Consider the following 25,602-nt stretch of genomic DNA (forward strand, 5'->3'; position numbering starts at 1 on the left):
TGTCGGAGTTCCGCACGTCGTTGTGCGGACCGTATGAGGGGTCCTCCCGGGGGAGGGGTACTGCGGGGTTACACCGTCAGCGAGCGGTCCGTCGGCTTGACCGGGTACGGCAGGGCGCTCGCACCCGTCAGGAAGCGGTCCACGCCGCGGGCGGCCGAGCGGCCTTCCGCGATGGCCCAGACGATGAGGGACTGGCCGCGGCCCGCGTCGCCGGCGACGAAGACGCCGTCCACGTTGGTCGCGTACGAGGCGTCGCGCTCGATGTTGCCGCGTGCGTCCAGCGCCAGGCCGAACTGCTGGACCAGACCGTTGGCCTGGTCCGTGCCCGTGAAGCCCATCGCCAGGGTGACCAGCTGCGCGGGGAGGACGCGCTCGGTGCCGGGCTTCTGGACGAGCTTGCCGTCGACGAACTCCACCTCGACGAGGTGCAGTGCCTTGACGTTGCCGTCCTCGTCGCCCTCGAAGTGGGTGGTGGAGACGGAGTAGACCCGCTCGCCGCCCTCCTCGTGCGCCGAGGTGACCTTGTACAGCATGGGGAACGTCGGCCACGGCTGGTTGGCGTTACGTTCCTCGCCGGGCTTCGGCATGATCTCCAGCTGCGTGACCGAGGCCGCGCCCTGCCGGTGGGCGGTGCCGACGCAGTCCGCGCCGGTGTCGCCGCCGCCGATCACGACCACGTGCTTGCCCTCGGCGGTGATGGGGGGCGCCATGAAGTCGCCCTCCTGCACCTTGTTCGCGAGCGGCAGGTACTCCATCGCGAAGTGGATGCCGTTCAGCTCGCGGCCCGGGACCGGGAGGTCGCGGGAGACCGTGGCGCCCGCCGCGATGACCACCGCGTCGAACCGCTTGCGCAGGTCGGTGGCCGTGATGTCGCGGCCGACCTCGACGCCGGTGCGGAACTTGGTGCCCTCCGCGCGCATCTGCTCGATGCGGCGGTTGATGTGCACCTTCTCCATCTTGAACTCGGGGATGCCGTAGCGCAGCAGGCCGCCGACGCGGTCGGCGCGCTCGTACACCACGACGGTGTGCCCGGCCCGGGTCAGCTGCTGGGCCGCGGCGAGACCCGCCGGGCCGGAGCCGATGACGGCGGCCGTCTTGCCCGAGAGGCGCTCCGGCGCCTGCGGGGTGACGTTGCCGTTGTCCCAAGCCTTGTCGATGATCGAGACTTCGACGTTCTTGATGGTGACGGCCGGCTGGTTGATGCCGAGCACGCAGGCGGATTCGCAGGGCGCGGGGCACAGCCGCCCGGTGAACTCCGGGAAGTTGTTCGTGGCGTGGAGACGCTCGGACGCGGCGGCCCAGTCCTCGCGGTACGCGTAGTCGTTCCACTCCGGGATCAGGTTCCCGAGCGGGCACCCGTTGTGGCAGAACGGGATGCCGCAGTCCATGCAGCGGCCGGCCTGCTTGCTGATGATCGGGAGCAGCGAGCCCGGGACGTAGACCTCGTTCCAGTCCTTCAGCCGGTCGGCCACGGGACGGGTACAGGCGGTCTCGCGCGGGGTGGTGAGGAAGCCCTTCGGGTCAGCCATGGGTCGCCGCCTCCATCATCTTCTCGGTGGTCTCGGACTCCGAGAGTCCGGCCAGCTCAGCGGCGTCCTTGGCGGCGAGCACTGCCTTGTACGTGGTCGGGATGATCTTGCTGAAGCGGTCCACCGCGACGGACCAGTCAGCCAGGAGCTTCGCGGCCACGGTCGAGCCGGTCTCCTCTTCGTGGCGGCGCACCACATCGTGCAGCCACTGCTTGTCCGTGTCGGACAGGTCGGTCTCGACGGCGCCGGCGTTGCCGACGTTGACGTTGTCCGGGTCGAGGTCGATGACGTACGCGACGCCGCCCGACATGCCGGCCGCGAAGTTGCGGCCCGTCTCGCCGAGGACGACCGCGTGTCCACCGGTCATGTACTCGCAGCCGTGGTCGCCCACGCCTTCCGAGACGACCAGGGCGCCGGAGTTGCGGACGCAGAAGCGCTCGCCGGTTCGGCCGCGCAGGAACATCTCGCCGCCGGTGGCCCCGTAGCCGATGGTGTTGCCGGCGATGGTCGAGTACTCGGCCAGGTGGTCGGCGGCGCGGTCCGGGCGGACCACGATCCGGCCACCGGAGAGGCCCTTGCCGACGTAGTCGTTGGCGTCGCCCTCCAGGCGGAGGGTGATGCCCTTCGGCACGAAGGCGCCGAAGGACTGGCCGGCGCTGCCGGTGAAGGTCAGGTCGATGGTGTTGTCGGGCAGGCCCGCGCCACCGAACTTCTTGGTCACCTGGTGGCCGAGCATGGTGCCGACGGTCCGGTTGATGTTGCGGATCGCGACCTGGGCGCGGACCGGCTGGGCGCTCTCGGCGGAGTCGGCGTTCAGCGCGTCGGCCGCGAGCTCGATCAGCTCGTTGTCGAGGGCCTTCTCCAGGCCGTGGTCCTGCTCGATCAGGGCGTGGCGGACCGCGCCCTCGGGCAGCTCGGGCACGTAGAAGAGCGGCTCCAGGTCGAGGCCCTGCGCCTTCCAGTGCGTGACGGCCTTGCTGGTGTCGAGGAGCTCGGCGTGGCCGACGGCCTCCTCGATCGTACGGAAGCCCAGCTCGGCGAGGAGCTCGCGCACCTCCTCCGCGATGAACTCGAAGAAGTTGACGACGAATTCGGGCTTGCCGGAGAAGCGGTCCCGCAGGACCGGGTTCTGCGTGGCGATGCCGACCGGGCAGGTGTCCAGGTGGCAGACGCGCATCATGACGCAGCCGGAGACGACGAGCGGCGCGGTCGCGAAACCGAACTCCTCGGCGCCGAGCAGCGCGGCGATGACCACGTCGCGGCCGGTCTTGAGCTGGCCGTCCGTCTGGACCACGATGCGGTCGCGCAGCCCGTTGAGCAGCAGGGTCTGCTGGGTCTCGGCGAGGCCGAGCTCCCAGGGGCCGCCCGCGTGCTTCAGCGAGGTGAGCGGGGAGGCGCCCGTACCGCCGTCGTGGCCGGAGATGAGGACGACGTCCGCGTGTGCCTTGGAGACACCCGCGGCGACCGTACCCACGCCGACCTCGGACACGAGCTTCACGTGGATGCGCGCGGCCGGGTTGGCGTTCTTGAGGTCGTGGATCAGCTGAGCCAGGTCCTCGATGGAGTAGATGTCGTGGTGCGGCGGCGGGGAGATCAGGCCGACGCCCGGGGTGGAGTGCCGGGTCTTGGCGACCCACGGGTAGACCTTGTGGCCGGGCAGCTGGCCGCCCTCGCCGGGCTTGGCGCCCTGCGCCATCTTGATCTGGATGTCGTCCGCGTTGACCAGGTACTCGCTCGTCACGCCGAAGCGGCCGGAGGCGACCTGCTTGATGGAGGAGCGCCGCGCCGGGTCGTACAGGCGGTCCGGGTCCTCGCCGCCCTCACCGGTGTTGGACTTGGCGCCCAGCTGGTTCATGGCGATGGCGAGGGTCTCGTGCGCCTCCTTGGAGATGGAGCCGTACGACATGGCGCCGGTGGAGAAGCGCTTGACGATGTCGGCGACCGACTCGACCTCGTCGATGGAGATCGACGGGCGGTCGCTCTTGAAGCCGAAGAGGCCGCGGAGCGTCATCAGGCGCTCGGACTGCTCGTTCACCCGGTCCGTGTACTGCTTGAAGATGTCGTACCGGCGGCCCCGCGTCGCGTGCTGAAGACGGAAGACGGTCTCCGGGTCGAACAGGTGCGGCTCGCCCTCGCGGCGCCACTGGTACTCGCCGCCGATCTCCAGCGCGCGGTGCGTGGCCGCGATGCCGGAGGCCGGGTACGCCTTGGCGTGGCGCGCGGCCACCTCCTTGGCGATGACGTCCAGGCCGGCGCCGCCGATCTTGGTGGCGGTGCCCTGGAAGTACGCCCCGACGAACTCCTCGTTCAGGCCGACGGCCTCGAAGACCTGGGCGCCGCGGTAGGAGGCGACGGTGGAGATGCCCATCTTGGACATGACCTTCAGGACGCCCTTGCCGAGCGCGTAGATCAGGTTCTTGATGGCCTGCTCCGGCTCCAGGCCGGAAAGGAACGTTCCCGCGCGCAGCAGGTCCTCGACGGACTCCATGGCGAGGTACGGGTTCACGGCCGCGGCGCCGTAGCCGATCAGCAGCGCGACGTGGTGGACCTCGCGGACGTCACCGGCCTCGACCAGCAGACCCACCTGGGTGCGCTGCTTGGTCGCGATGAGGTGGTGGTGCACGGCGGAGGTGAGCAGCAGCGACGGGATCGGCGCGTGCTCGGCGTCCGAGTGACGGTCCGAGAGGACGATCAGGCGGGCGCCGGCCGCGATGGCCGCGTCGGCCTCGGTACGGATCTCCGCGAGCCGCGCGGCGAGCGCCTCGGCGCCGCCCGAGACCCGGTAGAGGCCCGAGAGGGTGGCGGCCTTCATGCCCGGCATGTCGCCGTCGTGGTTGATGTGGATGAGCTTGGCCAGCTCGTCGTTGTCGATCACCGGGAAGGGCAGCGTGACGCTGCGGCAGGACGCGGCGGTCGGATCCAGCAGGTTGGACTCCGGGCCGATCGAGGACAGCAGCGAGGTGACGAGCTCCTCGCGGATGGCGTCCAGCGGCGGGTTGGTGACCTGCGCGAAGAGCTGCGTGAAGTAGTCGAAGAGCAGCCGGGGGCGCTCGGACAGGGCCGCGATCGGGGAGTCCGTACCCATGGAGCCGAGCGGCTCGCCGCCGGTACGGGCCATCGGCGCGAGGATGACGCGCAGCTCTTCCTCGGTGTAGCCGAAGGTCTGCTGGCGGCGGGTGACCGAGGCGTGGGTGTGCACGATGTGCTCACGCTCGGGCAGGTCCGACAGCTCGATCTCGCCGGTCTCCAGCCACTCCGCGTACGGGGCGGCCGCGGCCAGCTCGTTCTTGATCTCGTCGTCCTCGATGATCCGCTTCTGGGCGGTGTCGACGAGGAACATCTTGCCGGGCTGGAGGCGGCCCTTGCGGACGACCTTGGCCGGGTCGATGTCGAGCACGCCGACCTCGGAGCCGAGGACGACGAGGCCGTCGTCGGTGACCCAGTAGCGGCCGGGGCGCAGACCGTTGCGGTCGAGGACCGCGCCGACCTGGGTGCCGTCGGTGAAGGTGACGCAGGCCGGGCCGTCCCAGGGCTCCATCATCGTGGAGTGGTACTGGTAGAACGCGCGGCGGGCCGGGTCCATGGAGGTGTGGTTCTCCCACGCCTCCGGGATCATCATCAGCACGCTGTGCGGCAGCGACCGGCCGCCGAGGTGGAGCAGCTCCAGGACCTCGTCGAAGGAGGCCGAGTCGGAGGCGTCCGGGGTGCAGATCGGGAAGATCCGGTCCAGCACGCCGTCGCCGAAGACGTCCGACGACAGCTGGGACTCGCGGGCCTTCATCCAGTTGCGGTTGCCCTTGACCGTGTTGATCTCGCCGTTGTGCGCGACGAAGCGGTACGGGTGGGCGAGCGGCCAGGACGGGAAGGTGTTCGTCGAGAACCGGGAGTGGACCAGGGCGAGCGTCGAGGCGAAGCGGCGGTCGGAGAGGTCCGGGAAGAAGGGCTCCAGCTGGCCGGTGGTCAGCATGCCCTTGTAGACGATGGTGCGGGCGGAGAGCGACGGGAAGTAGACCCCGGCCTCGCGCTCGGCGCGCTTGCGCAGCACGAAGGCCTTGCGGTCCAGCTCGATGCCGGTGCTGCCATTGCTGACGAAGAGCTGCGAGAAGGCCGGCATGGTGGCGCGGGCGCCGTTGCCGAGCAGGTCCGGGCTGACCGGGACCTCGCGCCAGCCGAGGACCGTCAGGTTCTCCTCGGCGGCGATGGCTTCGATCTGCTCCACGGCAACGGCCTGTGCGGCGGCGTCGGCGGGGAGGAAGGCGATGCCGACGGCGTACGCGCCGGCCTCGGGAAGGTCGAAACCGGCCACCTCGCGCAGGAACGCGTCGGGCACCTGGGACAGGATTCCGGCGCCGTCGCCCGAGTCCGGCTCGGAGCCGGTCGCGCCGCGGTGCTCAAGGTTCCGCAATACGGTCAGCGCCTGCTCAACGAGGGTGTGGGTCGCCTCGCCGGTGAGGTTCGCCACGAAACCGACGCCACAGGCGTCCTTCTCGTTGCGCGGGTCGTACATGCCCTGCTGGGCGGGGCGACCGTCCATGGGCGACCAGGCAGTGGTGCTGAGGCCGGTCGCGGAGTGCGTGGATGCGGAACGCATCGGCTCTCCCGTCGTCGTCGTGGCATATGTGCATAGCCGAGGGACGACGTTGGCCCTCTGCGAAATTTCGTGCAGATTACATGATGACGACTATCCCGAGAAGTGGATATGCCATTCCAGCATGCGGACACTGCACGAGGCAGAAAAGTGGGGACCTTCGGGGACGTTTCAGGGTTTCACGGGAACGAAGGCCCCGACGCGAGGCGGGCATCATTGCCCGGGCGCCATGGTGTGATGCCCGGCGGACACGGGATCGAAACCGCCGGGAAACGGACTACTTATGTGGTGCACCGCATAGTGTCTCACTCCCTGCCCGGTCAGCCTATGGCTCCGCCGATCCAGGTTCCCAGGATGTACGTCACACCGGCGGCCGCGCCGCCCAGCCCGAGCTGGCGCAGCCCGCTGAACCACCAGGACCGGGCCGTGACCCGCGAGACGACCGCGCCGCAGGCGAAGAGCCCGGCCAGCGCCAGCAGCACCGCCGGCCACAGGGACGTGGCGCCGAGCAGGTACGGCAGTACGGGGAGCAGCGCGCCCAGGGCGAACGAGCCGAAGGACGAGACGGCGGCGACGAGCGGCGAGGGCAGGTCCTCGGGGTCGATCCCGAGCTCCTCGCGGGCATGTATCTCCAGCGCCTGCTCGGGGTCGCGGGACAGCTGCATGGCGACCTCGCGGGCGAGCGCGGGCTCGACGCCGCGGGAGACGTAGAGCTCGGCCAGCTCCTCCATCTCGTCGACCGGGTGCTTGCGCAACTGCTGGCGCTCCACGTCCAGTTCGGCGAGGACCAGCTCGCGCTGGGAGGCGACGGAGGTGTACTCGCCGGCCGCCATGGAGAAGGCACCGGCCGCCAGGCCTGCCAGGCCGGTGATCACGATGGTGTGCGGGGCGACGGCGCCGCCGGCCACACCGGTCATCAGGGCGAGGTTGGAGACGAGCCCGTCCATGGCACCGAAGACGGCCGGCCGCAGCCATCCGCCGTTGACGTCGCGGTGGGTGTGGTTGTCGCGGTGGGCGGTGTGCAGCGGTGCTTCGATGTCGATGATGGACATACGGATATCTCCCCATTTGTGCGAACGGGCGCCGCGAGACACCCCGCTCCCCCTGAACACCTCGAAACTACGCACGATTTCTGCCGCCCGCCAGCAAGGAAGGCCGTACTTACCTGGGGTTTTGGGGGTCGGCGACCGGGTGACGGGGGTGTTCTCGGGGTGTTTCGCGGCGAGCGACAAACCGTATGCCATGGCACAAATCCCCCAAGGGCTCAATATGAGTCCATCAAGTGGAGAGGCGCGGCATGGAGCTGATTGCATGCAATCCGCAGGTCCTCCTCGAACGGGCCAGGGGCGCTCTTCTGGGCCTCGCGGTGGGCGACGCGCTGGGCGCCCCCGCGGAGAACATGAAGCCGTCGCAGATCCGGGCGAAGTGGGGCCGCATCGAGGGTTTCGTGTCGGAGGACCCGGCGGGCACGGACGACACCGAGTACGCGATCTTCTCGGGGCTGCTGCTGGCCCGGCACGGCTCGGCGCTGACCGTCTCCCACGTGGAACGGGCCTGGCACCACTGGATCGCCGACCTGGACGAGGGCCCGTTCCGCGGCGCGGGCTTCTCGGAGCGCGGCACCCTGGAGAACCTCCGCCGGGGCCTGGCGGCACCCATCTCGGCGCAGCACCGGCACGCATGGAGCGACGGCCTGGCGATGCGGGCGGCACCCTTCGGGGTCTTCGCGGCCGGCCGCCCCGCGGAGGCCGCGCGGCTCGTCGCCATCGACGGCTGCGTCAGCCACGACGGCGAGGGCATCTACGGCGGCCAGGCGGTGGCGGCGGGCGTGGCCGTGGCCATGGCGGGCGGCAGCCCCGCGTCGGTGGTCGCCGCCGCCCTGTCGGTCATCCCCTCCGACTCATGGACGGCGCGCTCGCTGCGCCGGGCCGTCACCGCCGCCCCGCGCGGCGAACGGGCCGTGCGCTCGGCTGTGGTCATCGGCGGCTATCCGTGGACGGACCTGGCGCCCGAAGCCGTGGGCCTGGCCTTCGGCGCCTTCGCCGCGTGCCGGGGCGATTTCCCCTCCTCGGTCCTGACCGCGGTCAACATGGGCCGCGACGCGGACACCACCGCGGCCGTGGCGGGCGCCCTGGCCGGCGCGATGTCGGGCGCCCCCGCGATCCCCGCCGACTGGGCCTCGGCCATCGGGCCGGTGCGCGGCAGCTGCCTCCCCTCGATGAGGGGCTACCACGTCCTGGACATCGCGGACCTCCTCACCCCGGAAAACGAGGACCCCCGATGACCCCGCCCCCGTTCAGCCCGGACACGGCCCCCGCCCCACCGGACCCGTCCGCGCCCCGCGCCTTCGCGCCCCCCGCGGCATCCCCGCCGGGCACCACGGACACCGGGCCGGGCCCAGGTGTCCCGGACGTCTGCGCCCCGGCCGGGCCCCGCCCGCGGGCCCGTACCGACACCACGGGGCCGCCCGCGGGGGACGCGTCCGGCCCCCGCAGGATCGAGGGGCTGCTCCTCGGACTCGCCGCGGGCGACGCCGCCGGATGGCCCGCCGCCCGGCACCGCGCCAGCCGGATGCCCGAATGGACCCGCCGCCTCACCCGCGAGCTCGACACCTTCGCCGAGCAGAACGCCACCACCACCCTCCCCGTCCCCATCGCCCTCAACCAGCCGCCCGAACCCCTGCGCCTGGGCCCCTCCGACGACGCCGAGTGGGCCGCCTTCGTCGCCGAGTCCGTGCTCACCGCCGCCGGCGTGCTGCTCAGCGACCTCTCCCGGTCCAGGAGGATGCGCGCCGCCATCGACCTCGCCTGGAACGCCCTCGCCTCCGAAGTGGCCGCCGCGGCGGAACGCGCGCCCGAGGTCGAGTCCGCCGTCCTGCCCCTGCGCGCCCGGATCTCCGTCCGCGCCGGCCTCGGCAACCTCGCCACCGGCCTGCGCCCGCCCGCCACCGGCCACGACAACCCGCACTACTTCGACGACGCCGCCTGCGTCCGCGCCTGCGTCCTCGCCGTCGTCCATCCCGGCGACGCCCGCGCGGCAGCCGACCTCGCCGAGTTCGACGCCCGCTACACCCAGGACGGCGACGGCGTCCACGGCGCCCGCGCCATGGCCGCCGCCCTCGCGACCGCCCTCGCCGGCGCGGACGTCGACGCCGCCGTCGACGCCGCCCTCGCGCAGCTCCCCGGGACCACCGAGATCGGCCGCAACGCCCGGCACGCCGTCAAGCTCGCCCGTACCCAGACGGAGGGCGGCGGCGCGTTCGCCATCGTCCCCATCCTCGAACACGAGATCGTCGACCACGTCTACAGCTACGGGATCGCCGCCGCCGAGACCGTCCCCGTGGCGCTCGCCCTGGCCACCGCCGCCCGGGGCGATGCGGCCGAAGCCGTCCCGGCCGCCGCCTGCCTGTCGCGCGTCGCGGACTCCGCCCCCGCCCTCGCCGGCGCTCTCACCGGCGCCCTCGGCGGCGGCGACTCGATCCCCACCGCCTGGCGGGAGGCCTGCCGCACCCTGTCCGGCTGCGCCCTCCCCCGCCTCGCCGGTACCGATCTCGTGGAACTCGCCGCGCTCCTCGCTCGCACGGAACTCACCTCACCCAAGGGATAATTCGGACATGACGCTCACGTTGGAGGACCGGTCCTGCGGCGCTCTCGTCGGAGCCGCCGTCGGCGACGCGCTCGGCGGCCCGGTGGAGGGCTGGAGCCCGGACCAGATCCTGGAACGGCACGGCGGCCGGGTGCACGGCATCGTCGGCCCCTGGCACGAGGACTGGCGCACGGCCCGTCCGATCGCCCCGTACCACAAGGGAGATGGCCACGTCACCGATGACACCCTCATGACGCACGCCCTGGTACGGGTCTACGAGACGGTACGGGACCACCTGGACGCCTACGCGGTCGCGGACCACCTGGTGCCGGACCTGATGACCAACCCGCGGTGGATCCCGGAACTGGAGGCCGAAGCCCTCCCGCTCCAGCGGATCTTCCTCGCCGAGAAGTGGATCGTGACCAGGCTGCACTACGCGCACGCCGACCCCCGCGAGGCCGGCAACGGCAACATCGTCAACTGCGGTGCGGCGATGTACATGGCGCCGGTGGGCATCGTCAACGCGGGCAACCCGGCGGGCGCGTACGCGGAGGCCCTGGACATCGCAGGCGCGCACCAGTCCTCGTACGGGCGGGAGGCGGCGGGCGTGTTCGCGGCGGGCGTGGCGGCCGCGTGCGTCCCCGGGGCCACGGCCGCCTCGGTGGTGGACACCGCGCTGTCCCTCGCGAAGGACGGCACGCGCGAGGCCATCTCGGCGGTGCGCGAAGTCGCCTCCCGCCACCGGGACTTCGAGTCGGCGCTGGCGCCGCTGCGCACGGCGGTGGCCCCGTACGACTCGGTCGGCCCGGACTACCGCACCCCCTCGCTCGGCGCCCGCCGCCCGTCCCGCCTGCACTCCATCGAGGAGCTCCCGGTCGCCCTCGGCATGCTGCTGATCGCGGACGGGGGGTACGAGGCCTCCGTGCTCGGAGCGGTCAACTACGGCCGGGACTGCGACTCCATCGCCACGATGGCGGGCGCGATCGCCGGGGCCCTGGGCGGCGAGGCCGCGGTCCCGGCCGTCTGGGCCAAGCAGGTCGCCGAGGCCAGCCGCCTCGACCTGCACGCCCCGGCCAGGTCCCTGGCCGCCGTGGCCCGCGAGGTCTTCGCCCGCGACCGCTCGCGCCGCCGCGCCCACGAGTCGGCCTTCACCGCGATCTCGGCCCTCCGATGACCCCGCCCCCGCCCGGCGCCCCGGCCTGTCCGGGCCCGCACGGTCAGGAGCAGCGTCCGGCCGCTGCCGCCGGGACGGCAGCGCCCGCCGCGCCCGCCGCCGGAACCCCGGGCGGCCCCGGTCCGGCCCGGCCGCCCGACGGGGCACCCACGCCCGCGCCGCCGGCTCCCGCGGCACACGCGGTCCCGGCCCGGCCGTCCGCCGGGGCACCCGCACGCGATGCCGTCCGTCTCACTTGGGCGCAGCCCGAGGACCTGATCGGGCACGAGCTGCGCCAGGCGGCCGAGGACGGCCGGGACCCGGAACCCGCGCTGCGCGCCTGGCTGGCGGCGGGCGGCCACCCGGCTCCAGAACGCGCCGGGGCATCGCCCGCCCCGGCGGCGCCGGAACTGCGTGCATTGGCGTCCCGGCTGCTGGACGAGCTCGCGGCCCTCCCCTGCCCGTCGGACGCCGCCGAGCCCGGGTCCTGGGAAGCCATCCGCGCCACATGGCCCCCGGAGGCGGGGGCGGCGGGGGCGACCCGCCCGGCGTGGCCCGGGCCGGACGCCCGCCTGCGGACCCGGCTGGAGGCCGCCTGGCTGGGGCGGGCCGTCGGCTGCCTCCTCGGCAAACCCGTCGAGAAGCTGCCCCTCCACGGAATCCGGGCACTGGCCCGGGCCGCGGGCAACTGGCCGCTGAACGACTGGTTCACAGCCCGCGGCGTCCCACCGGAGGTACTGGCCGCGCACCCGTGGAACAGCCGCTCCGCCCCCACCTCCCTCGCCGAGAACATCGACGGCATGCCCGAGGACGACGACCTCAACTACCCCCTCCTCGGCCTGCTCCTGCTCCGGCGCCACGGCAAGGGCTTCACCACCAACGACGTCGCCCGGCTCTGGCTCGACGAACTGCCCGCAGGGCGGACCTTCACCGCCGAGCGCGTCGCCTACCGCAACCTCCTCCTCGGGCTGGAGCCGCCCGCCACCGCCACCCACCACAACCCCTTCCGCGAGTGGATCGGCGCCCTCATCCGCGCCGACGTGCACGGTTGGACCAACCCCGGCGACCCGGCCGCCGCCGCGGCCCAGGCCTACCGCGACGCCGCCTTGACCCACACCGGCAACGGCGTCTACGCCGCCCTCTTCGTCGCCGCCGCCACCGCGCGGGCCGCCACCGGCCGGGCCGACGTCCACACCGCGCTCCGGGCCGGGCTGGCCGTCGTACCGCCCCGCTCACGCCTCGCCGAGGCCGTCCGCTTCGGGATCGCCGCCGCCGACGAACCCGACTTCGACCGGGTCGTCGACCGCCTGCACGCCCGCTACGGCCGCTACCACTGGGTGCACGCCGTCCCCAACACCGCCCTCGTCGCCGCCGCCCTCACCCACGCCGACGGCGACTTCACCCGCTCCGTGTGCCGCGCCGTCTCCGGCGGCTGGGACACCGACTCCAACGGCGCCACCGCCGGCGCCCTCGCCGGGATCCTGACCGGGTCGCCCGACAGGATCCCGCACCGCTGGACCGCCCCGCTGGGCAACCGCCTCGCCACCACCGTCCCCGGCTTCGACGGCGTCGGCTTCGACGCCCTCGCCGACCTCACCCACCGGCTCACCACACAGGAGGCAGCACGCTCATGACGGCCATCGCCGTGCTCGGCAGTACGAACATGGACCTCGTCGCCTACGTCCCCAAAGCCCCCCGCCTCGGCGAGACCGTCACCGGCCGCGCCTTTCGCACCGTCCCCGGCGGCAAGGGCGCCAACCAGGCCGTCGCCGCCGCCCGCTGCGGCGGGGAGGTGGTGATGATCGGCGCTGTCGGGGCCGACGAGTTCGGCGTACGGCTGCGCTCCGCGCTCACCGCCGCCGGGATCGACACCGCGGGCCTGCGCACCGTCGAGGGCGCCAGCGGCACCGCCCACATCACCGTGGACGACGAGGGCGGCAACAGCATCATCGTCATCCCCGGCGCCAACTCCCACGTCACCGGCCTGGAGGCGGGGGACGACTCCCGGATCGCCGCCGCGGGCACCCTCCTCCTCCAGCTCGAACTCCCGCTGCGGGCCGTCCTCGCCGGCGCCCTCGCCGCCCGCTCGCACGGCGTCCGTACGGTCCTCACCCCGGCCCCGGCACAGCCGCTGCCGGCCGAACTGCTCGCCGCCACCGACCTCCTGGTCCCCAACGAGCACGAGGCCGCCGCCCTCACCGGCCTCACCGACCCCCGCCAGGCCGCCGAGGCCCTGCTGGAGGACGTACCCGAGGTGGTGATCACCCTCGGCGCGGCCGGAGTCCTGTACGCCGCACGCGGCCGGGAGCCGCTGACCGTGCCCGCGCCCCGGGTCCGGGCCGTGGACACGACGGCCGCCGGGGACACCTTCGTCGGCGCCCTCGCCGTGGCCCTCGGCGAGGGCCGGTCCATGCCCGAGGCGCTGCGCTGGGCCTGCGCGGCGGCCGCGCTCTCCGTCCAGCGGCCCGGCGCCCAGGACTCGATGCCGACCCGCACCGAGACCGACGCCTTCGCCGGACCACGGCCCGGAGCCCGGCCCGGAGCCGCCTCGTGACGACCGCCGGGCCCCTGGAAGGGCTCCGCGTCCTCGACCTCGCCACCCTCTTCGCCGGGCCGCTGGCCGCCACCCTGCTCGGCGACTTCGGCGCCGAGGTCGTCAAGGTCGAGCACCCCGGCCGCCCGGACCCCTCCCGCGGCCACGGCCCCGCCAAGGACGGCGTCGGCCTGTGGTGGAAGCAGCTCGGCCGCAACAAACGGACGATGACCCTCGATCTGTCCACACCCGGCGGCCGGGACACCCTGCTGCGGCTCGCCGCCACCGCCGACGTCGTCATCGAGAACTTCCGCCCCGGCACCCTGGAGAAGTGGGGCCTGGGCTGGCCCGAACTGTCCGCCGCCAGTCCCCGCCTGATCCTGGCCCGCGTCACGGCCTTCGGCCAGCGGGGCCCGTACGCCCGCCGCCCCGGCTTCGGCACCCTCGCCGAGGCGATGAGCGGCTTCGCCGCGATCACCGGGGAGCCGGACGGGCCGCCGACCCTGCCGCCCTTCGGGCTCGCGGACTCGATCGCCGCGCTGACCACCGCGTACGCCGTGATGACCGCGCTCGCGGGCCGCGACCGCACCGGGCACGGACAGGTCGTCGACCTGGCCATCATCGAGCCGATCCTGACGGTGCTGGGCCCGCACCCGCTCTGGTACGACCAGCTCGGCTACGTCCAGCCGCGCACCGGCAACCGGTCCACCAACAACGCCCCCCGCAACACCTACCGCAGCGCGGACGGCCGCTGGCTGGCGGTTTCCACCTCCGCCCAGTCCGTCGCGGAGCGCGTGATGCGGCTGGTCGGCCGGGACGAGCTGATCGCCGAGCCCTGGTTCGCGACCGGCTCCGGGCGGGCGGCCCACGCGCACGTCCTGGACGAGGCGGTCGGCGGCTGGATCGGCCGTCACAAGGCGGAGGAGGTCGTCACCGCCTTCGAGGCGGCCGAGGCGGCCGTCGCCCAGGTCTACGACGTCCGGGACGTGATGGCCGACCCCCAGTTCGCGGCCCTGGACACGGTCACGGAGGTCGAGGACCCCGAGCTCGGCCCGATCCGGATGCAGAACGTCCTCTTCCGGCTGTCCGAGACCCCCGGCGGGATCCGCTGGGCCGGCCGCCCGCACGGCGCGGACACCGACGAGGTCCTGACCGAGCTCGGCCTGACCCGGGCCGAGATCACCGCTCTGCGCACCGAGGGGGCACTGTGATCCTGACCTGGCTGTACGCACCGGGCGACCGCCCCGAGGTGGTGGCCAAGGCCTTGGGCTGCGGGGCGGACGCCGTCATCGTGGACCTGGAGGACGCGGTACCGGCATCCCGCAAGGAGTACGCCCGCGCGGCGACCGCCGAACTGCTCGCCGGCAGGCCCCCGGTCCCCGTCCACGTCCGCGTCAACGCGATCGACTCCCCCTGGGGCGGCGCCGACCTGGGCGCCCTCGCCGGGCTGCACGGCCTGGCGGGACTGCGGCTTCCCAAGGTCAACGCCCCGGAGCAGATCGTCGCCGCCGCCGTGCGCACCGGCGGGGTGAGCCTGCACGCCCTGCTCGAATCGGCGGTGGGCGTGGAACGCGCGTACGAGATCGCCCGCGCGCACCCCGCCCTGCGCGGGCTCTCCCTCGGCGAGGCGGACCTGCAGGCCGACCTGGCCGTCAGCGCGGAGACGGGCCTGGACTGGTGCCGCTCCCGGGTGGTGGTGGCGGCCCGCGCGGCCGGGCTCGCGCCCCCGGCCCAGTCGGTGTTCCCCGACATCCGGGACCTGGAGGCGCTGGCCGTCTCCTGCGCGCGCGGCCGCTCGCTCGGCTTCCTGGGCCGGGCGGCGATCCACCCCCGTCAGCTGCCGGTGATCGAGCGGGCCTACCTCCCCGGGCCCGAGGAGGTCACGGCCGCACAGGAGGTGCTGAGCGCCGCGCGGGCCACCCCGGGGGCGCTGGCCCTGCCCGACGGCCGGTTCGTGGACCCGGCCGTCGTGGCGGCGGCCCACCGCACCCTGGCCCTGTCGCGTCGGATGGCTACGCGTTGAGCGCCGACCAGAGCCACTGGCCGCCGACCCGGACGTAGAGCCGCTTGTTCACGGAGTCCACCGCCATGGTTCCGTCCAGCGGCTGGCGGGTGAAGGAGGCGTCGGTGACCGGCCCGGGCACCAGCCGCAGGGGCGGGTTCGGCGCGTTCTTGACCGGGATCGTGCCGGTCGCCTGGGCGCCGAGGGTGCCGTAGCTGTTCTCCACGCGGAAGTCGCCGGTGGACGACTGCTCGTAGTAGATGTGGGTGCCGGTGGGCGCGGTGCCGTAGAGCCCGACGACGTTGCGCAGCACGGCGGTGGAACCGGGACCGGAGTAGAGCGCCACGCCCGCGTTGACGGTGGCCTTGTCCCGGTTGGCGATGACCACGTTCTCCAGCGCGCTGGAGCTCGCCGCCCAGCTGATGATGTTGCGCGCGGTGGCCGGGGTGCCGGCCGCGAAGTCGCCGGCGTAGCAGTAGATGTTGGTGGCGTAGACGTGCTTGCAGCCCGCGTCGGTCTTCAGGTGCGGGCCGCCCTGCATCCGGGAGGTCTCGAACTTGCAGTCCGTGAGGTAGACGCCGTTGGGGTTGTTGGTGGTGACCGCGCCCTGGCCGATCCACAGTGCGCCGGTGCCGAAGGCCTCCAGGCGGCAGCCGGTGAAGTGGATCTGGTTGATGTTGTCCTTGCTGTGGCCCCAGGCGCCCTCGGTGGCGGAGGAGGCGTTGCGCAGCCAGACGTTGGGCTGGGTGGTGCTGCCGGTGGCGCCGGTGCAGTCCTCGATGACCAGGTTGTAGAAGCGGGAGTCCCAGAACTCCACGGCGTCGATGCACATGTCGTTGTTCGATGACATGAACACGTCGCGGAAGTAGGAGTTGTTGTTGTAGTAGAGCTCCAGCAGCAGGCCGCTCTTGCGGTTGCCGTTGAACCCGAGGTTCTCGACGGAGCAGTATCGGCGGTGGGTGGCGCCGGTGGAGTAGGCCGCTCCGGTGCCGGACATCCGCAGGAGGATGCCGTCGCCGCCCTTGATCAGCGTGGACGCCTTTGCCCCGGCGCCCGCGAGGCGGATGCCGTCGGCCCTGACGGCCAGGGCCGGCGCCCCGGCCGCGGGCTTGACCAGGTACTTCCCGACGGGGAAGTACACGGTGCCGCCGCCGGCCGCGGCTGCCGCGTCGAGGGCGCGCTGGACGGCTGCGGTGTCGTCGGTGGAGCCGTCGCCGACCGCGCCGTGGCCCTTCACGTCGAACCAGTCGGGCGTTCCCGCGGCCGCGGCCGCCGCGGCGGCCGTCCCGCCGCCGGACATCACCGCGGCCCCGGCAATCCCTGCCACGGCCCCCGTCAGCAGTGCCCGGCGGGCGGTCCTCGGCTGTTCGGTCATGGTCTCCCCCTCATGATCAACGGACATCGAGGATGATCATGTCAGGCGGCTCCGACAACGAGAGAGGGGTGCCGCGCGGTACGCGGCACCCCCCTCCAGCGACCCTTCGGGTCAGTGCTTCCCGGCCCCCGGGGCCTCGCCCTCGGCCCGCTCGGCGTCAGCCGACGGCGCCGCCTGGGCCGGCGCGTCCTTCGTCAGGACGGTCGCCTTCGCCTCGGCGGTCTCCGGCTTCGCCAGCTCGCCGGAGGCAGCCGCGGCCTCGCCGTCCTTCGGATCCGCCCCGGCAGGGGCGCCGGTGTCCTTGCCCTCGGCGCCGGAGGCATCGGAGCCGGTGTCCGGTTCGACGACCTCCTCGCGGCCCGGCCGCAGCTTCGACGACAGCACCAGGTAGACCACGGCGAGCACGAAGACGACGATCGAGGTCCACACGTTCAGCCGGACGCCCAGGATGTGGTGCGCCTCGTCGACCCGCATGTACTCGATCCAGCCGCGGCCCACGCAGTACGCGGCCACGTACAGGGCGAACGCCCGGCCGTGTCCGAGCTTGAAGCGGCGGTCGGCCCAGATCACCAGCAGGGCGACGCCGACGCACCACAGCGACTCGTACAGGAAGGTCGGGTGGTAGGTGCCCGCGACCCGGTTCGGGCCCTCGCCGATCTCCACCGCCCACGGCAGGTCGGTGGCCCTGCCGTACAGCTCCTGGTTGAACCAGTTGCCCCAGCGGCCGCAGGCCTGGGCCAGCGCGATACCGGGGGCCAGGGCGTCCGCCCAGGCCGGCAGCGGGATGCCGCGCAGCCGGCAGCCGATCCAGGCTCCGACCGCGCCCAGCGCGATCGCACCCCAGATGCCGAGGCCGCCCTCCCAGATCTTGAAGGCGTCGACCCAGTTGCGGCCCTCGCCGAAGTAGAGCTGGTAGTCGGTGATCACGTGGTAGAGGCGGCCGCCGACAAGGCCGAACGGCACCGCCCACACGGCGATGTCCGCGACCGTGCCCGGCTTGCCGCCGCGCGCGATCCACCGCTTGTTGCCGAGCCAGACAGCGACGAAGACGCCGATGATGATGCAGAACGCGTAGCCGCGGAGCGGGATCGGTCCGAGATGGATCACGCCGGTCGACGGACTGGGGATGTAAGCAATGTCCATGGCAGACCCGACGCTACCTTGCCGGACGGGCACCACCGCAACCCGCCCGGCAAGCCGAAACCAAATCCACACCTGGCCCTGGCGTCCCTCAGCGCTCCCCGGCCCCTGACGAGGCACTCTTCGACGGCGTCCTCGAAGGCGTCCTCGACGACGCCTTCGACCCCGTCCCGGAGCCGCCGGCCGGGGACGCCGACGGTGAGGAGGCACCCTTGGCCTTGGCCTCCACCTGCTCCTTCAGCTTCTGCGGGGTAACCGGATTGGCCTGGTCGGCGAAGATGTCCTTGCCGTCCAGCAGCACGCTCGGGGTGCCCCGGAACTTTCCGGCGGCGAAGGCCTCGTGCGATTTGGCCACCCACGAGTTGTGCGTGCCGTCCTCGACGCACTTGCGGAAGGCCGGGGTGTCCAGCCCGTCCACCTTGCCGGCCAGCTCCAGCAGCTTGGCGTTCTTCCCGTAGGCGTCGTCGACCTCCTGCGGCTGGTTCTGGAAGAGGACGTCGTGGAATTCCGCGAACTTACCGGCGTCCTGCGCGCAGGCCGCCGCGTTCGCCGCCTTCAGCGACCCGCTGCCGCCCATGTTGCCGTCGATGAGCGTGACCAGGTGGTAGTCGACCTTGAGGAGCCCCGCGGCCTCCAGCTCGTGGACGGTGGCCCGGTAGTTGTCCTCGAAGGACTTGCAGGCGGGGCAGCGGAAGTCCTCCCACACGGTCAGGGTGGACTTGGCCTCGTCCTTGCCCGTACGGATGGCCAGCGCGTCCTTGCCGGTGGCCCCGGAGGGGGCGACCACCGGTCCCGCCTTGCCCGCGCCGCCGTCCTTGCCGCTGTTGGCCGCGATCAGGCCGACGACGGCGGCCAGACCGAGCACGCCGACCACCGCCGCCGACACGACGAGGGTCCGCCGGCGCTTGTCCCGGGTCTTCTGCCGCTCGCGCTCCACGAGGAGTCGCTCCCGGGCCGATCGTTTCGTCGCATCGCGGTTCGCACCGTCGTTCTTCTCGCTCACGTTCGGCCAAACGAAGCGGGGAGGCACTCGCGTGCCTCCCCGCTCCCACTTCCACCCGATCGGGCTACTGGGGGCACCTCCCAGCGTTAGCCGGGGGACCGCCCGGACATGCCCTTCACGTCAGCTCCTGCGTACGCCTTCCGCGAGCTCGCCCGCCAGCGACCGTACGGCGGCCAGCCCGGCCGGCAGGTCCGGCGCGTCCAGCAGCAGCTTGACGAAGGCCGAGCCGACGATCACCCCGTCGGCGAAGGCCGCGACCTCCTTGGCCTGGGCCGGGTTGGAGACGCCGAGCCCGACGCAGACCGGGAGCTCGGTCGTCGCGCGGGTGCGCCGCACCAGCGCCTGGGCCTCGTTGCCGACCGATTCGCGGGTGCCGGTGACACCCATGAGGGAGGCCGCGTAGACGAAGCCGGAGCCGGCCGCCGTGATGGTGGCCAGACGCTCGTCCTTGCTGCTGGGAGCCACGACGAAGACGGTCGCCAGACCGTGCTTCTCCGCGTGCTCACGCCACAGCGCGGACTCCTGGACCGGCAGGTCGGGCAGGATGCAGCCGGCGCCGCCCGCCGCCGCGAGCTCGGCGGTGAACCGCTCGACGCCGTAGCGGTCGATGGGGTTCCAGTACGTCATCACCAGGACCGGGGCCCCGGTCGCCTCGTGCGCCTCGCGCACGGTGCGGATCACATCGGCGATCTTGACGCCGCCGCGCAGGGCGATGTCGTCGGCGGTCTGGATGATCGCGCCGTCCAGGACCGGGTCGCTGTGCGGGAGGCCGACCTCGACCACGTCCGCGCCGCCCTCGATGACGGCCTTGACCGCCTCGATGGCACCGTCGACGGTCGGGAAGCCCGCCGGGAGGTAGGCGACGAGGGCCGCGCGGTCCTCGGACTTCGCCTTGGCGAGCGTGTCGCTCAGCAGCTGGATGCGCCCGGTCTTCTCACTGGCCGTGCTCACTTCGGCTCCCCCTCGGTGGCGTCGTACAGCCCGAAGTAGCGGGCGGCCGTGTCCATGTCCTTGTCGCCGCGGCCGGACAGGTTGACGACCAGCAGGCCGTCCTTGCCCAGCTCCTTGCCGAGGTCGAGCGCGCCCGCGAGGGCGTGCGCCGACTCGATCGCCGGGATGATCCCCTCCGTGCGGGAGAGCAGCCGCAGGGCCTGCATCGCCGCGTCGTCGGTGACCGCGCGGTACTCGCCGCGTCCCGTGTCCTTCAGGTACGAGTGCTCCGGGCCGATGCCCGGGTAGTCCAGACCGGCCGAGATGGAGTACGGCTCGGTGATCTGGCCCTCCTCGTCCTGCAGGACGTAGGAGCGGGAGCCGTGCAGGATCCCCGGCTCGCCCGCGGTCAGCGTGGCCGCGTGCTCGCCGGTCTCCACGCCGTGCCCGGCGGGCTCGAAGCCGACCAGGCGGACGTCGGCGTCCGGGATGAAGGCGTGGAACAGGCCGATGGCGTTCGAGCCGCCGCCGACGCAGGCCGCGACGGCGTCGGGCAGCCGGCCCGCACGCTCGATGATCTGGCGGCGGGCCTCGACGCCGATGACCCGGTGGAAGTCGCGGACCATGGCCGGGAAGGGGTGGGGGCCGGCGACCGTACCGAAGAGGTAGTGGGTCCGGTCCACATTGGCGACCCAGTCCCGGAACGCCTCGTTGATGGCGTCCTTCAGCGTCCGGGAGCCGGACTTCACCGCGATGACCTCGGCGCCCAGCATGCGCATCCGGGCCACGTTCAGCGCCTGGCGCTGGGTGTCGATCTCGCCCATGTAGATGGTGCAGTCGAGGCCGAAGAGCGCGCAGGCGGTGGCGGTGGCCACGCCGTGCTGGCCGGCTCCGGTCTCGGCGATGACCCGGGTCTTGCCCATGCGCTTGGTGAGCAGCGCCTGGCCCAGCACGTTGTTGATCTTGTGCGAGCCGGTGTGGTTGAGGTCCTCGCGCTTGAGGAAGATCCGCGCGCCGCCCGCGTGCTCGGCGAACCGGGGCACCTCGGTGAGGGCGCTCGGGCGGCCGGTGTAGTTGACCATCAGGTCGTTGAGCTCAGCCGCGAAGGCCGGGTCGCCCTTGGCCTTCTCGTACTCGACGGCGACCTCGTCGACGGCGGCGACGAGCGCCTCCGGGATGAACTTGCCGCCGAAGTCACCGAAGTAACCCTCGGCGTTCGGGACGTGACCCTCCGGGTCCGGGATGAAGAATTGGCTGGACATGCCAGTGCTCCTACGGGAACGGAATGCGACGGGTGGTTTTCACCGTATTGCGCCGTCCGCCCGCGACACGCACACCACCCCACGACGGGTGGCCGGTTGCCTACGGGAAGGAGGACCCGCGCCCGGAGCCGGTCGGCCCGGACGGTGGGCCGCACGGGACCGGCGGGACGGTACGTCTCGTACCGTCAGCCGTGGTCCTCGTTACAGCGCGCCTCCGGGACGCCATCGCATGCCGTTGACCTGACCGGGCTCGGAGCCGATCACGTACCGGACCCGCCGCCCGTGCACACGCCGGGCCGGGGCACGGCAGCCGCGAGGGCGGCAGCCGCGCGCCAGGGGCGCGTGCGCCGTCGGCACGCCGACCGGGCCGCGGCGAACTGCCTGCGGCACGTGCGGCGTGCTGACGGAGGGACGGTCTTGGGTCATGGGAGCGGTCAGCTCCGCCCGTGACGCAGGGCGGGGTGGGCGCCGGCGGCGACGAGGTCGGCCACGGCCGTCTTCGGGTCGCGGCCGGTCACCAGGGACTCCCCGACGAGGACGGCGTCGGCACCCTCGTTGGCGTAGGCGATCAGGTCGTGCGGCCCGCGGATGCCGGACTCGGCAACCTTGACGATGTGGGCCGGGATCTCTCCGACGACGCGCTCGAAGGTGGAGCGGTCGACCTTGAGGTCCTTCAGGTTACGGGCGTTGACGCCGATGATCTTGGCGCCGGCCGCAACCGCACGCTCGACCTCTTCCTCGTCGTGGACCTCGACGAGCGGGGTGAGACCGATGGACTCGGCCCGCTCGATGAGGGAGACGAGGGCCTCCTGCTCCAGGGCCGCGACGATCAGCAGCGCGAGGTCGGCGCCGTAGGCGCGGGCCTCCCAGAGCTGGTACGCCGTGACGATGAAGTCCTTGCGCAGGATCGGGATGTCCACGCGGGCGCGGACGGCCTCCAGGTCGGCCAGCGAGCCACCGAAGCGGCGCTGTTCGGTGAGGACGGAGATGACCGCCGCACCACCCGCTTCGTAGTCTGCGGCGAGCCCGGCCGGATCGGCGATGGCGGCCAGCGCGCCCTTCGACGGGCTGGAACGCTTGACCTCGCAGATCACCTTGACGCTGTCGCCGCGCAGTGCGGCGACGCCGTCCTTGGCCTGGGGCGCCTTGGCGGCACGCTCCTTGAGCTCGTCGAGGCTCACGCGGGCCTGCCGTTCGGCAAGGTCTTCGCGGACCCCTTCGATGATCTCGTCGAGCACACTCACGCGAGCGGCCCCCTTCCGGGTCGATGACGGTCGGCCGCCTTGCAGACACGTACAACTGCAAGGTCAGCAATCAAATGGTATCCGCAGGAGGCGTTGCACTCCGCACCCGGTTGACGGCGTCCCAGTAACTGGACATTCGGAATCCGGGCTTCATGCGGGCCCCGGCCGGGGCTCAGGGCGCCAGCGCCGAGCCGAAAGAAAGATTTCGGACAACGGCGAATGTCAGGCCCACCACGCCGATGGCCCACCAGTACGGCGGCCGCAAGGCGAGGCGGGGTACGGGCCCGCCGCGGTAGGCGCGAACCAGCCACAGGGCCATGAATCCCGCGAAGACGAAGTAGCCGACGACAGCGAGGGCATTTGCCCCGAAAGCTGTGATCAGATCGCCGTGGGCGAACGCGTGCGCGCTGCGCAGGCCGCCACATCCGGGGCACAGGATTCCGGTCAGCCGCAGCAACGGACAGACCGGGTAATGGCCCGGCTCATTGGGATCCACGGTGCCCACATACGCAAAGGCCGCCGCGGCCGCGGCCAGCGTGAGCCCCGGGGTCGCGAGCCGCCGGGCCCGGGAGACCCGTACGGGGGGCGCGGTCCGCGGCGCGGCGTCGGGGGTGCGAGAGGCGTCCACCCGCCGATTCTCGCCGATCATGTCAACGGGCGCAGCACGACGGAGCGGGATGACAAAAGGCGCAGCCCGACCGGGCCGCGCCTTTCGGATCCTCGGTACCGCGCTCAGACCTTGGCGGGGACCTTCGAGGCGGCGATGACCTCGGCGAGGTCCTTGTGGGCGGACTTCGGCATGCCCATGCCCGCGGCCTTCATCGCCATGCCGACGACACCGCCGAGCGCGACGACGACGAGACCGGCCCAGAAGCCCAGCGGGTTCGCGAGCACCATGAAGGCGCCGGAGATGCAGAAACCGATGAAGGCGATGATGACACCGGTCCAGGCGGCCGGGGTGTGTCCGTGGCTAGTGCCCGCCATGAGTTGCTCCTCGTTGGTCTGTCGCTGTGCTGTATCGAAACGCGCGGCCTGTGTCGAACGCTCGGAGCCCATTGTCCCGCACAGGGCGGGGTCGCCGTCCACGGGGGGTACGTCAGCGGGTCGGGTCCTCGCCGCGGTCCAGAGCCTTCCACAGATCCTCCGGGCGGTCCGGATCCACCGCAGCGGGCCTGCGCGTGCGGGGGCTGCCGTCCCGCTCGTAGCGCCCGCCCATCGCGGGCCAGCTGCGGCCGAAGCGCAGGGCCAGCAGCCCGGCGGCCAGGATCAGGGCCGCTCCGGCGGCCGTGACGTACGGCCACGCCGTATGGGTCAGCCCCACCACCTGGGCCGCGGTGTCCGCGGTCGTACGGGCGGCCTCCGCGTCCAGGGCCCGGCGGCCGTCGGCGGCGAAGACCGCCGTCAGCGCGGCGCCCAGGCCGCTGAGCGCCAGCAGCCCCGACACCAGCAGCCGCCCCTTGCCGCGTACGGCGAAGACGGCGACCAGGGCGGCGAGCCCGACGATGGCCAGGGCGGCGGGGAGACCGGTCACGGCCCGCCCGTCCGCGGTCAGTGCGAGCGAGTCGCCGCCCATCGCGGTGGTGCCCCGGGCCCAGATCCGGCCGGAGGCGAGCAGGACGACGGTGGAGCCGAGCGTGCCGAGCAGCAGGGCGACGGCCACACTGCGGCGGCCGCCCTTGCTGTCGGGGGCCTCGGCGTCGGCATCGGTTCGGGGCGGGGGTACGGCACTCACGTACCCCACTATCCCCTACGCCCTCAGGAGCCGTGGAGGCGGTTCGCCGCTCCCACCGCGCGCAGCACCGCGGCCGCCTTGTTGCGGCACTCGTTGTCCTCCAGCTCGGGCACCGAGTCGGCCACGACCCCGGCGCCCGCCTGCACGTACGCCGTGCCGTCGCGCAGCAGCGCGGTGCGGATGGCGATGGCCGTGTCGGAGTCCCCCGCGAAGTCCAGATAGCCCACGCAGCCGCCGTACAGCCCGCGGCGGGTGGGCTCCAGCTCCTCGATGATCTGCATGGCGCGAGGCTTGGGCGCCCCCGAGAGGGTGCCCGCCGGGAAGCAGGCGGTGAGCACGTCGAAGGCGGTCCGGCCCTCGGCGACCCGCCCGGTGACGGTGGACACGATGTGCATGACGTGCGAGTACCGCTCGATGCTCATGAAGTCGACGACCTCCACGGAGCCCGGCTCGCAGACCCGGCCGAGGTCGTTGCGGCCCAGGTCGACGAGCATCAGGTGCTCGGCGCGCTCCTTGGGGTCGGCCAGCAGTTCCTCGGCGAGGTCGTGGTCCTCCTGCGGGGTGGCTCCGCGGTGGCGGGTGCCGGCGATGGGGTGGACCATGGCCCGGCCGTCCTCGACCTTGACCAGCGCCTCGGGGCTGGACCCGACCACGTCGAAGCCGTTCTCGAAGCGGAAGAGGTACATGTACGGGGACGGGTTGGTGGCCCGGAGCACCCGGTAGACGTCCAGCGCGGAAGCCTGGCAGGGGGTCTCGAACCGCTGCGAGGGCACGACCTGGAAGGCCTCGCCGGCGCGGATCCGCTCCTTGACGTCCTCGACGGCGGCCTGGTACTTCTCGCCGCCCCACAGCGCGGAGAACTCCGGCAGCTCGGAGGCGGGCAGCGGGGCCGGGACGTAGGGGGCGGGCCGCGCCAGGTCGGCCTCCATGGCGTCGAGGCGGGCCACCGCGTCGGCGTACGCCTCGTCCACACCCGATTCGAGGTCGTTGTGGTTGATGGCGTTGGCGATGAGCAGGACGGTGCCGTCCCAGTGGTCCATGACCGCCAGGTCGGAGGTGAGCAGCATCGTCAGCTCGGGCAGCTCCAGGTCGTCGGCAGCGTGCTCCCGGATGCGCTCCAGGCGGCGCACGATGTCGTAGCCGAGGTAGCCGACCATGCCGCCGGTGAAGGGCGGCATCCCGCCCGCGAGGTCGCGCGGGGTGTGCAGGGCCTCGACGGTGGCGCGCAGGGCTTCGAGGGGGTCGCCGTCGGTGGGCACGCCCACGGGCGGGGTGCCGATCCAGTGGGCCCGGCCGTCCCGGACGGTCAGCGTGGCGTCGCTGCGCACGCCGACGAAGGAGTACCGCGACCAGGAGCGGCCGTTCTCGGCGGACTCCAGCAGGAAGGTGCCGGGGCGTTCGGCGGCCAGCTTGCGGTAGAGCCCGACGGGGGTGTCCCCGTCGGCCAGCAGCTTGCGGCTCACGGGGATGACGCGGCGGTCGGCCGCGAGCTTGCGGAACGAATCGAGATCCATGTGCGTGGGACC

General features: G+C 72.7%; 21 protein-coding genes. 7 read left to right on the forward strand and 14 right to left on the reverse strand.

Annotated features, from left to right (window positions below):
* Positions 1 to 68 precede the first annotated feature (68 nt).
* The 3 genes from ACFYOB_RS04915 to ACFYOB_RS04925 all read right to left on the reverse strand — a co-directional run bounded on the left by ACFYOB_RS04915 (position 69) and on the right by ACFYOB_RS04925 (position 7,169).
* The gene (locus ACFYOB_RS04915) at positions 69 to 1,529 is read right to left on the reverse strand and encodes a glutamate synthase subunit beta (protein ID WP_388554594.1); all 1,461 of its coding nucleotides are present in this window, start codon (positions 1,527 to 1,529) and stop codon (positions 69 to 71) included.
* On the reverse strand, positions 1,522 to 6,120 hold the full coding sequence (gltB, locus tag ACFYOB_RS04920; RefSeq protein WP_388554597.1) for a glutamate synthase large subunit: 4,599 nt from the start codon (positions 6,118 to 6,120) through the stop codon (positions 1,522 to 1,524). The genes ACFYOB_RS04915 and gltB overlap by 8 nt, the downstream gene beginning before the upstream one ends.
* A gap of 317 nt (positions 6,121 to 6,437) precedes the next feature.
* On the reverse strand, positions 6,438 to 7,169 hold the full coding sequence (locus ACFYOB_RS04925; protein ID WP_388554600.1) for a VIT1/CCC1 transporter family protein: 732 nt from the start codon (positions 7,167 to 7,169) through the stop codon (positions 6,438 to 6,440).
* A gap of 245 nt (positions 7,170 to 7,414) precedes the next feature.
* Between ACFYOB_RS04925 and ACFYOB_RS04930 the strand changes: the two genes are divergently transcribed.
* From ACFYOB_RS04930 to ACFYOB_RS04960, 7 genes are read left to right on the forward strand one after another with little or no spacing between them, the layout of a single operon-like run.
* Positions 7,415 to 8,401 (forward strand): ADP-ribosylglycohydrolase family protein, encoded by a 987-nt coding sequence (locus ACFYOB_RS04930; protein WP_388554603.1) that lies wholly within the window; start codon positions 7,415 to 7,417, stop codon positions 8,399 to 8,401.
* A complete protein-coding gene (locus ACFYOB_RS04935) occupies positions 8,398 to 9,723 on the forward strand; it encodes an ADP-ribosylglycohydrolase family protein (RefSeq protein ID WP_388554606.1) in 1,326 nt (441 codons plus the stop codon). The genes ACFYOB_RS04930 and ACFYOB_RS04935 overlap by 4 nt, the downstream gene beginning before the upstream one ends.
* 7 nt (positions 9,724 to 9,730) lie before the next feature.
* Positions 9,731 to 10,876 (forward strand): ADP-ribosylglycohydrolase family protein, encoded by a 1,146-nt coding sequence (locus ACFYOB_RS04940; protein ID WP_388554608.1) that lies wholly within the window; start codon positions 9,731 to 9,733, stop codon positions 10,874 to 10,876.
* A complete protein-coding gene (locus tag ACFYOB_RS04945; protein ID WP_388554610.1) occupies positions 10,873 to 12,489 on the forward strand; it encodes an ADP-ribosylglycohydrolase family protein in 1,617 nt (538 codons plus the stop codon). Before ACFYOB_RS04940 ends, ACFYOB_RS04945 begins: the two co-directional genes overlap by 4 nt.
* Positions 12,486 to 13,409: a ribokinase gene (rbsK, locus tag ACFYOB_RS04950; RefSeq protein WP_388554613.1), complete on the forward strand. Its 924-nt coding sequence runs from the start codon at positions 12,486 to 12,488 to the stop codon at positions 13,407 to 13,409. Before ACFYOB_RS04945 ends, rbsK begins: the two co-directional genes overlap by 4 nt.
* Positions 13,406 to 14,599, forward strand: coding sequence for a CaiB/BaiF CoA transferase family protein (locus tag ACFYOB_RS04955; RefSeq protein WP_388554615.1), 1,194 nt, complete (start codon positions 13,406 to 13,408; stop codon positions 14,597 to 14,599). The genes rbsK and ACFYOB_RS04955 overlap by 4 nt, the downstream gene beginning before the upstream one ends.
* A complete protein-coding gene (locus ACFYOB_RS04960; RefSeq protein ID WP_388554618.1) occupies positions 14,596 to 15,411 on the forward strand; it encodes an HpcH/HpaI aldolase/citrate lyase family protein in 816 nt (271 codons plus the stop codon). The genes ACFYOB_RS04955 and ACFYOB_RS04960 overlap by 4 nt, the downstream gene beginning before the upstream one ends.
* Here the strand turns inward: ACFYOB_RS04960 and ACFYOB_RS04965 are convergent.
* The 11 genes from ACFYOB_RS04965 to ACFYOB_RS05015 all read right to left on the reverse strand — a co-directional run bounded on the left by ACFYOB_RS04965 (position 15,401) and on the right by ACFYOB_RS05015 (position 25,590).
* Positions 15,401 to 16,765 carry a glycosyl hydrolase family 28-related protein gene (locus ACFYOB_RS04965; protein ID WP_388554620.1) on the reverse strand — a complete coding sequence of 455 codons (1,365 nt, stop codon included), beginning with the start codon at positions 16,763 to 16,765 and terminating at the stop codon, positions 15,401 to 15,403. The genes ACFYOB_RS04960 and ACFYOB_RS04965 overlap by 11 nt on opposite strands.
* A gap of 111 nt (positions 16,766 to 16,876) precedes the next feature.
* Positions 16,877 to 17,908, reverse strand: a complete 1,032-nt coding sequence (lgt, locus tag ACFYOB_RS04970; protein WP_388554623.1) for a prolipoprotein diacylglyceryl transferase — start codon at positions 17,906 to 17,908, stop codon at positions 16,877 to 16,879.
* Positions 17,909 to 17,996: 88 nt separating this feature from the next.
* On the reverse strand, positions 17,997 to 18,908 hold the full coding sequence (locus ACFYOB_RS04975; protein WP_388554626.1) for a DsbA family protein: 912 nt from the start codon (positions 18,906 to 18,908) through the stop codon (positions 17,997 to 17,999).
* Between the two features lie 120 nt (positions 18,909 to 19,028).
* Positions 19,029 to 19,859, reverse strand: a complete 831-nt coding sequence (trpA, locus tag ACFYOB_RS04980; RefSeq protein WP_388554629.1) for a tryptophan synthase subunit alpha — start codon at positions 19,857 to 19,859, stop codon at positions 19,029 to 19,031.
* On the reverse strand, positions 19,856 to 21,100 hold the full coding sequence (gene trpB / locus ACFYOB_RS04985) for a tryptophan synthase subunit beta (protein ID WP_388554632.1): 1,245 nt from the start codon (positions 21,098 to 21,100) through the stop codon (positions 19,856 to 19,858). Before trpB ends, trpA begins: the two co-directional genes overlap by 4 nt.
* Before the next feature lie 201 nt (positions 21,101 to 21,301).
* Complete coding sequence (trpM, locus tag ACFYOB_RS04990) at positions 21,302 to 21,526, reverse strand: tryptophan biosynthesis modulator TrpM (RefSeq protein ID WP_388554635.1); 225 nt, start codon at positions 21,524 to 21,526, stop codon at positions 21,302 to 21,304.
* Positions 21,527 to 21,534: 8 nt separating this feature from the next.
* On the reverse strand, positions 21,535 to 22,344 hold the full coding sequence (gene trpC / locus ACFYOB_RS04995; protein ID WP_388554637.1) for an indole-3-glycerol phosphate synthase TrpC: 810 nt from the start codon (positions 22,342 to 22,344) through the stop codon (positions 21,535 to 21,537).
* 172 nt (positions 22,345 to 22,516) lie between these two features.
* Positions 22,517 to 22,993 carry a DUF2752 domain-containing protein gene (locus ACFYOB_RS05000; RefSeq protein WP_388554639.1) on the reverse strand — a complete coding sequence of 159 codons (477 nt, stop codon included), beginning with the start codon at positions 22,991 to 22,993 and terminating at the stop codon, positions 22,517 to 22,519.
* 83 nt (positions 22,994 to 23,076) lie between these two features.
* A complete protein-coding gene (locus tag ACFYOB_RS05005) occupies positions 23,077 to 23,328 on the reverse strand; it encodes an HGxxPAAW family protein (RefSeq protein ID WP_388554641.1) in 252 nt (83 codons plus the stop codon).
* Between the two features lie 112 nt (positions 23,329 to 23,440).
* Positions 23,441 to 24,085 (reverse strand): TIGR02234 family membrane protein, encoded by a 645-nt coding sequence (locus tag ACFYOB_RS05010; protein WP_388554643.1) that lies wholly within the window; start codon positions 24,083 to 24,085, stop codon positions 23,441 to 23,443.
* 14 nt (positions 24,086 to 24,099) lie between these two features.
* Entirely contained in the window at positions 24,100 to 25,590 is a 1,491-nt protein-coding gene (locus ACFYOB_RS05015) for an anthranilate synthase component I (RefSeq protein WP_388554645.1), read from the reverse strand.
* Between the last annotated feature and the right edge of the window lie 12 nt (positions 25,591 to 25,602).

It is taken from the genome of Streptomyces sp. NPDC006463 (assembly GCF_042870715.1).
Classification (GTDB): domain Bacteria; phylum Actinomycetota; class Actinomycetes; order Streptomycetales; family Streptomycetaceae; genus Streptomyces.

What these genes read in the sequence shown, in the direction of transcription:
- ACFYOB_RS04945 (WP_388554610.1), top strand. Translation starts at nt 10,873, where the DNA reads ATGACCCCGCCCCCGCCCGGCGCCCCGGCCTGTCCGGGCCCGCACGGT.
- ACFYOB_RS05005 (WP_388554641.1), bottom strand. Translation starts at nt 23,328, where the DNA reads ATGGCGGGCACTAGCCACGGACACACCCCGGCCGCCTGGACCGGTGTC.
- trpM (WP_388554635.1), bottom strand. Translation starts at nt 21,526, where the DNA reads ATGACCCAAGACCGTCCCTCCGTCAGCACGCCGCACGTGCCGCAGGCA.
- ACFYOB_RS04965 (WP_388554620.1), bottom strand. Translation starts at nt 16,765, where the DNA reads ATGACCGAACAGCCGAGGACCGCCCGCCGGGCACTGCTGACGGGGGCC.
- gltB (WP_388554597.1), bottom strand. Translation starts at nt 6,120, where the DNA reads ATGCGTTCCGCATCCACGCACTCCGCGACCGGCCTCAGCACCACTGCC.
- rbsK (WP_388554613.1), top strand. Translation starts at nt 12,486, where the DNA reads ATGACGGCCATCGCCGTGCTCGGCAGTACGAACATGGACCTCGTCGCC.
- lgt (WP_388554623.1), bottom strand. Translation starts at nt 17,908, where the DNA reads ATGGACATTGCTTACATCCCCAGTCCGTCGACCGGCGTGATCCATCTC.
- ACFYOB_RS04940 (WP_388554608.1), top strand. Translation starts at nt 9,731, where the DNA reads ATGACGCTCACGTTGGAGGACCGGTCCTGCGGCGCTCTCGTCGGAGCC.
- ACFYOB_RS04915 (WP_388554594.1), bottom strand. Translation starts at nt 1,529, where the DNA reads ATGGCTGACCCGAAGGGCTTCCTCACCACCCCGCGCGAGACCGCCTGT.
- ACFYOB_RS05000 (WP_388554639.1), bottom strand. Translation starts at nt 22,993, where the DNA reads ATGATCGGCGAGAATCGGCGGGTGGACGCCTCTCGCACCCCCGACGCC.
- ACFYOB_RS04935 (WP_388554606.1), top strand. Translation starts at nt 8,398, where the DNA reads ATGACCCCGCCCCCGTTCAGCCCGGACACGGCCCCCGCCCCACCGGAC.
- trpB (WP_388554632.1), bottom strand. Translation starts at nt 21,100, where the DNA reads ATGTCCAGCCAATTCTTCATCCCGGACCCGGAGGGTCACGTCCCGAAC.
- ACFYOB_RS05015 (WP_388554645.1), bottom strand. Translation starts at nt 25,590, where the DNA reads ATGGATCTCGATTCGTTCCGCAAGCTCGCGGCCGACCGCCGCGTCATC.
- ACFYOB_RS04925 (WP_388554600.1), bottom strand. Translation starts at nt 7,169, where the DNA reads ATGTCCATCATCGACATCGAAGCACCGCTGCACACCGCCCACCGCGAC.
- ACFYOB_RS04930 (WP_388554603.1), top strand. Translation starts at nt 7,415, where the DNA reads ATGGAGCTGATTGCATGCAATCCGCAGGTCCTCCTCGAACGGGCCAGG.